Source organism: Paramagnetospirillum caucaseum, from assembly GCF_000342045.1.
In the GTDB taxonomy this organism is placed as follows: Bacteria; Pseudomonadota; Alphaproteobacteria; order Rhodospirillales; family Magnetospirillaceae; genus Phaeospirillum; species Phaeospirillum caucaseum.
This window is the reverse complement of sequence record NZ_AONQ01000028.1, coordinates 45,442-54,370: the sequence shown is the minus strand read 5'-3', so window position 1 is coordinate 54,370 and position 8,929 is coordinate 45,442. Positions and strand designations below refer to the sequence as shown.

The 8,929-nt window shown below is 67.0% G+C and carries 12 protein-coding genes; 6 read left to right on the top strand and 6 right to left on the bottom strand.

What is annotated here, in order from left to right:
• Together H261_RS11940 and H261_RS11935 are read left to right on the top strand one after the other, a co-directional pair.
• Nucleotides 1–1,158, top strand: a 1,158-nt coding sequence (locus H261_RS11940; protein ID WP_008617791.1) for a response regulator, incomplete at its 5' end; no start/stop codon positions are given.
• Between the two features lie 121 nt (nt 1,159–1,279).
• Entirely contained in the window at nt 1,280–2,263 is a 984-nt protein-coding gene (locus H261_RS11935; protein WP_040476302.1) for a hypothetical protein, read from the top strand.
• Nucleotides 2,264–2,271: 8 nt separating this feature from the next.
• Here H261_RS11935 and H261_RS11930 read toward each other — a convergent pair whose 3' ends face one another.
• Complete coding sequence (locus tag H261_RS11930) at nt 2,272–3,051, bottom strand: enoyl-CoA hydratase/isomerase family protein (protein ID WP_008617789.1); 780 nt, start codon at nt 3,049–3,051, stop codon at nt 2,272–2,274.
• An 84-nt stretch (nt 3,052–3,135) separates the two neighbouring features.
• Here H261_RS11930 and H261_RS11925 point away from each other — a divergent pair, with 84 nt between their 5' ends.
• Nucleotides 3,136–3,828: an orotate phosphoribosyltransferase gene (locus tag H261_RS11925; protein WP_008617788.1), complete on the top strand. Its 693-nt coding sequence runs from the start codon at nt 3,136–3,138 to the stop codon at nt 3,826–3,828.
• A 61-nt stretch (nt 3,829–3,889) separates the two neighbouring features.
• Here the strand turns inward: H261_RS11925 and H261_RS11920 are convergent, their stop codons facing one another.
• A complete protein-coding gene (locus H261_RS11920; protein WP_008617787.1) occupies nt 3,890–4,186 on the bottom strand; it encodes a SemiSWEET family sugar transporter in 297 nt (98 codons plus the stop codon).
• A gap of 26 nt (nt 4,187–4,212) precedes the next feature.
• Here H261_RS11920 and H261_RS11915 point away from each other — a divergent pair, with 26 nt between their 5' ends.
• Together H261_RS11915 and H261_RS11910 are read left to right on the top strand one after the other, a co-directional pair.
• A complete protein-coding gene (locus H261_RS11915; RefSeq protein WP_008617786.1) occupies nt 4,213–4,566 on the top strand; it encodes a CidA/LrgA family protein in 354 nt (117 codons plus the stop codon).
• Complete coding sequence (locus tag H261_RS11910; RefSeq protein ID WP_008617785.1) at nt 4,563–5,282, top strand: LrgB family protein; 720 nt, start codon at nt 4,563–4,565, stop codon at nt 5,280–5,282. The genes H261_RS11915 and H261_RS11910 overlap by 4 nt, the downstream gene beginning before the upstream one ends.
• Here the strand turns inward: H261_RS11910 and H261_RS11905 are convergent.
• The gene (locus tag H261_RS11905) at nt 5,271–5,852 is read right to left on the bottom strand and encodes a hypothetical protein (RefSeq protein WP_008617784.1); all 582 of its coding nucleotides are present in this window, start codon (nt 5,850–5,852) and stop codon (nt 5,271–5,273) included. The two genes, H261_RS11910 and H261_RS11905, sit on opposite strands and share 12 nt — an antisense overlap.
• A gap of 119 nt (nt 5,853–5,971) precedes the next feature.
• On the opposite strand from H261_RS11905, the gene H261_RS11900 reads away from it, so the two are divergent.
• Complete coding sequence (locus H261_RS11900) at nt 5,972–7,201, top strand: nucleoside recognition domain-containing protein (RefSeq protein ID WP_008617783.1); 1,230 nt, start codon at nt 5,972–5,974, stop codon at nt 7,199–7,201.
• Between the two features lie 199 nt (nt 7,202–7,400).
• Here H261_RS11900 and H261_RS11895 read toward each other — a convergent pair whose 3' ends face one another.
• From H261_RS11895 to H261_RS11885, 3 genes are all read right to left on the bottom strand, one after another.
• Complete coding sequence (locus H261_RS11895) at nt 7,401–7,748, bottom strand: HepT-like ribonuclease domain-containing protein (protein WP_008617774.1); 348 nt, start codon at nt 7,746–7,748, stop codon at nt 7,401–7,403.
• Nucleotides 7,738–8,052, bottom strand: coding sequence for a nucleotidyltransferase family protein (locus H261_RS11890; protein ID WP_008617773.1), 315 nt, complete (start codon nt 8,050–8,052; stop codon nt 7,738–7,740). The genes H261_RS11895 and H261_RS11890 overlap by 11 nt, the downstream gene beginning before the upstream one ends.
• A 106-nt stretch (nt 8,053–8,158) precedes the next feature.
• Nucleotides 8,159–8,683 carry a hypothetical protein gene (locus tag H261_RS11885; protein WP_008617772.1) on the bottom strand — a complete coding sequence of 175 codons (525 nt, stop codon included), beginning with the start codon at nt 8,681–8,683 and terminating at the stop codon, nt 8,159–8,161.
• Nucleotides 8,684–8,929 lie beyond the last annotated feature (246 nt).

Genomic DNA, 8,929 nt, shown 5'->3' with positions numbered 1-8,929 from the left:
GTCAAGTTCACCGCCGAGGGCCGCGTCGCCATCCATCTCGGCCATGGCGGCGTCGACGGGCAAGGCCGGGTTCTGCTGTCCATCCGGGTGGTCGATACCGGCATCGGCATCGAGGATTCGCTGAAGGACCGCCTGTTCCAGCCCTTCACCCAGGCCGAAACCTCGACCACAAGACGCTTCGGCGGCACCGGGCTGGGCCTGTCCATCACCCGGCGGCTGGTGGATTTGATGGACGGCGCCGCCGGCTTCGAATCCCGGCCGGGCGAGGGCTCGTCGTTCTGGTGCCGCCTGCCGCTGCCCATGATCGAGCCCCCCGCCGCCGAGGCGCGGGAAACCCCGCCGACCACCGATTTCATCGGCCTGCGCATCCTGGTGGTCGATCCCGACACCGAGGAGCGTACCCTGATCGCCCTGGTCGCCGAACAGGGCGCCGCCGCCGTGGTCCGCGTCCCCGGCCCCAGGGAGGCCGAGGCGGCCTCGGCCAAGGCCACCACCACCCAGGCGCCCTTCGACTTGGCCCTGATCACCGCCGATTCGGTCACGCCGGAGGATCTGGCCCCCCTGGGCGCCACCCCGCTGCTGTTCATCGAGGGCCAGGATGCCGGGCGGCGCTTCCACCTGGAACGCCGGCCCAATTGCCTCGGCTTCCTCGGCCGGCCGCTGACCCGCACCCAGCTCATGGCGGCGGTGGAGCGGGTAACCGGCGCCGCGGCCCCGGCCCGTCCGGCCTGCGCCCCCTCGGCCCCGCCCGAGCCCCGGGCCACCGCCTGGGACGGCGCCCCCATCCTGGTGGCCGAGGACCACCCGGTGAACCAGCAGGTGATCCGCCGCCAGCTGCAGCTGCTGGGCTTCGCCGCCGAGGTTTTCCCCGACGGGGCCGCCGCCCTGGCCGCCTGGCGCGCCAGGCCCTATTCCCTGGTGCTCACCGACTGCCACATGCCCATCATGGACGGTTTCCAGCTGACCGCCGCCATCCGCGCCGAGGAAGCCCCCCTGGGCCGCCATACCCCCATCCTGGCGCTGACCGCCAACGCCCTGGCCGGCGAAGCGGAACGCTGCCTGCGGGCCGGCATGGACTCGTACCTGTCCAAGCCGGTGGAACTGCCCCACCTGCGCGAGGCCCTGGCCCGCCTGCTTCCGGCCTATGCGAAAGGATAGAGTCTCCTGTTGATTCAAATAGATAGCGCTACAAAGAGTCATAATTCGCGCTTTGCCTCGCCGATGAAGCCCCGATAACCTGAGACTGGCGCCGGATTTCCGGAGCCAGGGGTATCCGGATATGCCGAGGGACGATGTCAGCGTGAAGAAGGCGAGCGGCGCCAGCCTCAGGCTCCCCCACGCCCACAACGATGTCGTCCGGATCATCAACGACACCCTGAAGGGCCGGGTGGCCGAGGTCTTCCGCTCGCTGATCCCGGCCTTCGCCTCCACCTCGGGGGAAGAGTTCTACGACATCGTCATGGCCAATTCCGAGATGCTGCACGGCTGCATCTCCATCTTCCGCCGCAACCGCTCCGCCTTCCGCAATCTGCTGGTCGACGCGCGCGGCCGGCCGGTCAACGATGATTTCGTGGCGCTGCGCTGCGGCCGTTCGGTGCACGACGTCATCGCCATGATCGTCCGCACCCACGCCAAGCGCCATTTCAAGGCCACCCTGGGCGGCGACCCCAACGACCCCACGTCGCGGGCCGGCGCCATGTACAAGGCCATCAACGAATACCTGATCCACGACTGGCAGGTCTCGCTGGTCCCCCATTACGCTCCGCTGCCGCTGGCCAAGGTGCAGGAGATGGGGCCGCGCCTGCTGGACATCCGCGAATCGGAAATCCTTGATTCCATCGCCGGGGCGACCAAGGCGGCCACCCTGTTGCCCATCCATTCCCCCCGTGCGCCGGCCATCCCCGACCTGCCGCAGCCGGAACAGCAATGGTGGAAGGCCCTGAACGACCCGGCGGCGGTCAAGGTCCTGGGTGCACGCCCGGAATCCGAAACCCGCGAACTGGTCGCCGCCCTGGGCGAGGTCAACGACCTGGTGCATGCCGACCTGTTCGCCAGGCTGGGGCTGAGCACCCTCCAGGCGGCGGTCATCATGGTCACCGCCTACAAGCTGCTGGGCCGCGCCGGCTTCACCGCCCAGTTCGGCATCCCCGGCAAGCCCGCCGTGGTGGCCGCCATCGCCCAACGCCTGGACAAGCGCGAGGTCGGCCCCCACACCGACCTCAAGCTCCTGCCCCAGATGACGGAAGCGGCGTTCCGGGGGTGACCCCCCCCCTATTCCGCCGTGAACACCGGCTTGCGCTTGGCGCGGAAGGCGGCCAGTCCCTCGGCGTAGTCCTTGGTCTCCAGGAAGCGGTAGCACTCGTCCAGTTCCGCCTCGGACACCGGGGCGGCATCGTCCAGGCGGGCTATGAACGCCTTGTGCCAGCGGTTGGCCAGCGGCGCGCCCCCGGCGATGCGCCTGGCGGTGGCGGCCAGTTCGGCCTCCAACGCGTCGTCTTCGAGCACCCGGTTGACGAGGCGCTTGGCCAAGGCCTCCTCGGCATCCATGATGCGGCCTTCCAGCAGGATCTCCAAGGCGGCCGACGCACCCGCCACCCGGCGGATCTGCGCCAGTTCCGGATACGCCATCACCACCGAGATCTTGTTGATGGGCACGCCGAACTTGCCCGACCGGGCCGACAGCCTGATATCGCAGCAGCAGGCCAGTTCCAGCCCGCCGCCGACGCAGGGTCCCCAGATGGCGGCGACCACCGGCTGCGGGCAGTTCCGCACCGCGTCCAGCGCCTTGCGCATCACCGCGTCATAGGCCTTGGCCTGGGCGGGATTGGAGCGGTCGGTATCGAACTCGTCGATGTCGGCGCCCGGGGCGAAGGCCTTGGTGCCGGCACCGCGCAGGATCGCCACGTGAATGGACTTGTCGGCGGCGATGGCCTCGAACGCCTCGGCCAGGCCGCGCCACATGGGCAGATTCAGCGCGTTCATGCGGTCGGGGCGGTTCAGCGTCACGGTGGCGACGGCACCGTCCCGGACAAGCTGGATCACGTCGGACATCTCACTTCCCTATTCTGTCTTCTTGCAGGAAGGCGCGATTGTGCCTATAGACCCCGTTATCGGCAAGGCAAGAGGGCTCCCCACATGGCAACCACCGTTTCCCGCACCCCGGAACAGAAGAAGGCGGCGCTGACCACCGCGCGCATCCTGCTGGAGATCAAGGCGATCAATTTCCGCCCGGAAGAGCCCTACATCCTGACCTCGGGCTGGGCCAGCCCGGTCTATGTGGATTGCCGCAAGGTGATCTCGTTCCCGCGCGCGCGGACCAAGATCAGCGAACTGATGTCCAACGCCATCCTGCGCGAGGTCGGCTATGAATCCACCGAGGCGGTGGCCGGCGGCGAAACGGCGGGCATTCCCTACGCGGCGTGGATTTCCGACCGCCTGAACCTGCCCATGCTCTACATCCGCAAGAAGCCCAAGGGCTTCGGCCGCAACGCCCAGATCGAGGGCGACTTCAAGGACGGCGACCGGGTGGTGCTGGTCGAGGATCTGGCCTCCGATGGCGCCTCCAAGGTCAATTTCGTCAACGCGCTGCGTCAGGCCGGCGCCAAGGTGGACCATTCCTTCGTGGTGTTCTTCTACGGCGTCTTCCCCGGCGCCCTGAAGAGCCTGGAGGAAATCGGCGTCAGCATGGGCTATCTGTGCAATTGGTGGGACGTTCTGGAAGTGGTCGAGCAGGAAGGCCAGTTCGACAAGCGCGCCATCGAGGAGGTCCGCTCGTTCCTCCACGATCCCGTCCAGTGGTCGTCCCTGCACGGCGGCCGCAGCGCGTAATACAGGTCCTACATTCGCCGGGCGCGGGACTTCGCATGAAGGCCGCGTCCCGGACGGGCATTCAGACGGGGGGCTTGTCGCCCCCCGTTTCGTTTCCCATGTTGCGAAGCTTGACCACCAGGATGGTCCCGGCCAGGGCCAGGGTGGGGACGTTGGACGCCACGATGGGCCACGCCCCCAGCAACAGGCCGTAGATCGTCCACAGGCTCACCCCGGTGATGAAGGTCACCCACATGGCCAGGGAGATATCCCGCGTCCGACGCGTGCGCAGGGTCTTGACCACCTGCGGCACGAAGGAGATGGTCGTAAGGAGCCCCGCGACGGCGCCAAGCAGGTCGATGGGAGAGAGCCAGTCCATGGATAAAACCTGAGAGGAGAGCGACAATGCTTCCCTATATCACGGTTCTGCTGCTCTGCCAGCTTGCCGGCGAGGTCCTGGTCCGCCTCTCCGGCCTGCCCCTGCCCGGCCCGGTGGTCGGCATGGTGATCCTGTTCGCCGGCCTGGTGATCCGCGGCCGGGTGCCCGACGGCCTGGAGCAGACGGTAAAGGGCATCTTCGCCAACTTCGCCCTGTTGTTCATCCCCGCCTGTGTCGGCGTGATGGTCCATCTGGAGGTGATTGCCGCCGAGGCCCTGCCCATCGCCCTGGCGGTGTTGGGCAGCACCGCCGCCACCCTGGTGATCTCCGGCCGGCTGATGCAGTTCCTGATGCGGAGCAAGGGGGGCGACACTCCATGAGCCAGGATTTCGCCGGCCTGTGGGTCTATCTCTCCACCTCACCGCTGCTGGGGCTGACCTCCACCCTGCTGGCCTATCAGGTCGCCGTCTGGCTGTTCGAGAAAAGCGGGCGCACGCCGCTGCTCAACCCCATGGTGGTGTCGGTGTTCATGATCGTCGCCTTCCTGATGGCCACCGGCACCCCCTACCGCACCTATTTCGACGGCGCCCAGTTCGTCCACTTCCTGCTGGGGCCGGCCACGGTGGCCCTGGCGGTGCCGCTCTATAACCAGTTGCCCATCCTGCGCCGCGCCTGGCCGGTCATCCTGCTGGTGGTGCTGGTCGGCGCCCTGATCGCCGGCGGCGGCGCGGTGCTGATCGCCTGGGTCCTGGGCGGTTCGGAAAAGGTGATGCTGTCCCTGGCCGCCAAATCGGTGACCACCCCCATCGCCATGGGCATCGCCGAGCGGGTCGGCGGCATTCCCTCGCTGACCGCCGTCATGGTGCTGCTGACCGGCATTTCCGGTTCCATGGCCGGCGCCTGGATTCTCGATCTGGCGCGGGTCCGGGATCAGGCGGCGCGGGGATTGGCGCTGGGCATCGCGGCGCACGGCATCGGCACCGTCCGCGCCCTGCAGATGAGCGAGAAGGCGGGAGCCTTCGGCGGCCTGGCCATCGGGCTGACCGGGCTGTTCACCGCCGTGCTGGTGCCGCTGATCCTGGGATTACTGCGGTAGGGCCTTGCGGATACCGCCGAGGTTCCAGCCCTTGGCGGCGTCGCTCAGCACCTCGCCGTTGGGCAGGTTGTCGCCCTCGATCTGCAGCAGGACGCGCGCCCCCAGCACCATCAACACCTCGCCGTTGCGGCCCTGGGGGTCCCAGCGCAGCACCGCCTCCTCGTTGCCCACCGCCACCTTGCGGGCGTTGGGCTGGGGAAAGGCGGCAAGCTGGGAGGTGGCGGCGGACACCGCCGGGCTGTCGATGATCAGAGAGATGTTGAGCGTGCCGTCGTCGCGCCCATAGGCCCGGGTCACCGCCAGCCCGCCGCCGCTTCCCGCCAGGGAATGGGTCTCCACCGCATCGGCCTGCCAGCCGGCCAGGGGCGGCGGCAGGAACTCGGCCAGTTGCCGGCCCAGACGGCCCTGCAATTCGGCCACCGCCGCCTCCAGTTCCATGGCGGCGCGGGCCAGATCGCCCCTGGCATGGGCAATGCGGGCGGCGTCGAGGCGGGCGGGAACAGAATCCGCCGCCAGGACGGGAGAGGCCAGCAGGGTGGCAAGGCCGAGGATGAGCACGGCACGGCGCATGATGGTTCATTTCTCCCGCATATTCGTCCCCCGAGATTTACAACGTGCGAAGGCGGGCGGCAAGGATGCGCGGCGCCATTCCTTCTGATAGGGTCGGCGTGAATTGGGGGGGTGCCAGCGTGAACGCCGTTTTCCTGGTCCTGGTGGTGGTGTCGTTCGTGGTGGCCGCGGCAGCCGAGCTGTCGGGCGGCGCCGGCGCCATGGAGACGCTGTCGGCCGGCCTGGTGGAGGCGGTGGCCGGCGCCGTGCCCCTGGCGCTGGGGCTGGTGGGCATCATGGCGCTGTTCCTCGGCCTGATGAAGGTGGCCGAGGCCGGCGGGCTGCTGGGCGCGGTGGCCCGGCTGCTGGAACCGCCGCTGCGCCGCCTGTTCCCGGAAATCCCCGCCGGCCACCCGGCCATGGGCGCCATGGTGATGAACCTGGCCGCCAACCTGCTGGGGCTGGGCAACGCCGCCACGCCGTTCGGCATCCGCGCCATGGAGCACCTGGAAAGCCTCAACCGCGACAAGGGCACCGCCAGCAACGCCCAGGTGCTGTTCCTGGCCATCAACACGGCGGGCCTCACCCTGCTGCCCACCAACGTCATCGCGCTGCGGGCCGCCACCGGCTCGGCCGAGCCGGCGTCCATCGTCGCCCCCACCCTGATCGCCACCATCATCGCCACGCTGGTCGCGGTGCTGGCGGCGCGCGGGCTGCAGGGCCTGTGGCAGCCGCGTCCCTCCGAGCCGTTGCCCGAAGCCGGAGCGGCACCCGGCCCGCTGTGGCCGTCCATCGCCGCCCTGGCCGTCCTCCTGGCCCTGTCGGGGGCGCTGCTGGCCTGGGGCAAGGCGGTGGGGCCGTGGATCATGCCGTCGCTGGTGGTCGGACTGCTGGTCTACGGCGCGGCCAGGCGGGTCCGCCTCTACGAGGTGTTCATCGAAGGCGCCAAGGAAGGCTTCGATGTGGCGGTGCGCATCATCCCCTATCTGGTGGCCATCCTGGCGGCCATCGGCATGGTGCGGGCCTCGGGCGCCATGGACCTGCTGATCCGCCCCCTGGGCCGCCTGACCGAGGGGCTGGGCCTGCCGGCCGAGGCGCTGGTGATGGCCGCCATGCGCACCCTGTCGGGCTCGGGTTCCTACGGCATGCTGGCCGCCAATCTGAAGGACCCGGCCATCGGCCCCGATTCCTATCTCGGCGCCCTGCTGTCCACCCTTTACGGTTCGACGGAAACCACCTTCTACGTGCTGGCCGTCTATTTCGGAGCGGTGCAGGTGCGGCGCATCCGCCATGCCCTGGCGGTCGGGCTGATCGCCGACCTCGCCGCCCTGGTCAGCGCGGTGATCGTCTGCCGCCTGCTGTTCGCCTGAGGCTTGGGCGCCCAGCTGATGTGCCTGTGGCCCTCACCACACCCCACAAATGGAAAGCCCCCGAAAGGCGTTACCTTCCAGGGGCTTAAAGTGGTGCCCAGGGCCGGAATCGAACCAGCGACACTGCGATTTTCAGACCTGCCGGGCGATAAATCAATATGCTGATGCGGCGAGGTAACAACGCTCTATATACGGCGCACTACCTGCCAAGATCTCCAAGCAGTTCGGCTACGACCGTTCGCAGCCCCGGCAGCGCGCTTTGGGCAATATCCCACACGCGGCGATGTTCGATTCCGGCATAGCCGTGGATCAGGACATTGCGGAAGGCGATAATGTCGCGCATGTCTGGGACACGCAGGGCCAAATCGGGATCGACCTTCGCCAATTGACCCAAGGCTTCGCCGATAATCTCGAACTTCCGCTCCACCGCCGAGTAAACCAATTCGTTCTCGGCAAAGGTCGTTGGGTCGAACCCGTCCAGGAAACGCATGATCGCATCGGCCGCCTGCTGGATGTCCCAGAGATAGGCTCGTGCGTCACGACGCATAGACCACCTCGCGCGTCTGGTTGACGGAGGCGAGCAAGAACGGGTTGCGCAACGCTCCGGCCTCGACAAGATCCACGGGCCGCCCCAGCAAGCCAGCAAGCCCCTCGGCAAGGCCGAAATATTGCTCCAGCGGCGAAAGGTTGGATACTGCCGGATCGAACGCCACCAGGAAATCGGCATCGCTCTCCACCGGATCAAAATCCACTCCCCTCGCCGCCGAGCCGAAAACCTCCAGCCGCCGCACGCCATAGCGGCGGCACATGGTGGCGATTTCGGCGCGGTGCTGATCAATGAGGTGATGCATGGTCTTTCCGGGGCAGGATCATTTGACCCTACCACAGCTTGCGTGACAGTCCAAACGGCCCTCGGTCGCACCCACAGGGTGGAAGCACGAACCACGGCTTCCGGTATCAGTCTTCGCCATCACCGAAGATAACTCGGTCCTCGATCAAGAACCATGAGGCCAATTCCCTTTCCCAGTAACGGAAGGCGTCCCTGAACACATCAATCGTTTCCAGCATATTTGAGCCGTCATGGATCACCGCATGCTGGCGATAGGTCCGCAGCGGGCTGTCACAGGTACCTTCACACGTCGCCTCATCGACGACCTCCCAACCGAGATCGGCGGTGACATTCTCGTCGTTTCCGCGTTGCACGACTTTATGCTTGGAGCCGGTTGCAATCTGTCGGCACAGATGCAAGGCTCGGCATTGGCGGCGAAGAAATGCTTGAAACGTCCCCACATCCGCAATCCGGTCTCCCGCGCGGGCAGAGAGGTCTCCTTTGACCTCCTCGTCCAATTCTTCCCACGCCCAGTCGCTGATATGCCATGCGGTAACCGCGCAATTAAAGGCCGTGTAGCGGACGTCAAAAAAACTGTCCCCTTTGGATGCACGATCCAGGTTGGAAATTTCCCACGCCAGCTTGCCCAGCATGTGACCAGCCGTATGGATGGCGAATGTCTTTCCTCTGGGAGGCGGTGGCGGAATGCGCATCCGATGGCAGCCTGATATATGAAAATTGCAGCTTGGAGCGCGACACCCTGACAGCGCAACAGGTATGGCAATGTGTGGGGAGGTGACCGTTTCTGCACTGGCGATGAAATTGGGGGATCAGCACCAAACCAAGCAATGATGCGGGTTTGAGGCGATGGGGGTTTTGCACCGAGTATCGGGCAAGAA

What these genes read in the sequence shown, in the direction of transcription:
- H261_RS11905 (WP_008617784.1), bottom strand. Translation starts at nt 5,852, where the DNA reads ATGCGCCGTGCCGTGCTCATCCTCGGCCTTGCCACCCTGCTGGCCTCT.
- H261_RS11890 (WP_008617773.1), bottom strand. Translation starts at nt 8,052, where the DNA reads ATGCATCACCTCATTGATCAGCACCGCGCCGAAATCGCCACCATGTGC.
- H261_RS11915 (WP_008617786.1), top strand. Translation starts at nt 4,213, where the DNA reads ATGCTTCCCTATATCACGGTTCTGCTGCTCTGCCAGCTTGCCGGCGAG.
- H261_RS11885 (WP_008617772.1), bottom strand. Translation starts at nt 8,683, where the DNA reads ATGCTGGGCAAGCTGGCGTGGGAAATTTCCAACCTGGATCGTGCATCC.
- H261_RS11910 (WP_008617785.1), top strand. Translation starts at nt 4,563, where the DNA reads ATGAGCCAGGATTTCGCCGGCCTGTGGGTCTATCTCTCCACCTCACCG.
- H261_RS11925 (WP_008617788.1), top strand. Translation starts at nt 3,136, where the DNA reads ATGGCAACCACCGTTTCCCGCACCCCGGAACAGAAGAAGGCGGCGCTG.
- H261_RS11935 (WP_040476302.1), top strand. Translation starts at nt 1,280, where the DNA reads ATGCCGAGGGACGATGTCAGCGTGAAGAAGGCGAGCGGCGCCAGCCTC.
- H261_RS11895 (WP_008617774.1), bottom strand. Translation starts at nt 7,748, where the DNA reads ATGCGTCGTGACGCACGAGCCTATCTCTGGGACATCCAGCAGGCGGCC.
- H261_RS11920 (WP_008617787.1), bottom strand. Translation starts at nt 4,186, where the DNA reads ATGGACTGGCTCTCTCCCATCGACCTGCTTGGCGCCGTCGCGGGGCTC.
- H261_RS11930 (WP_008617789.1), bottom strand. Translation starts at nt 3,051, where the DNA reads ATGTCCGACGTGATCCAGCTTGTCCGGGACGGTGCCGTCGCCACCGTG.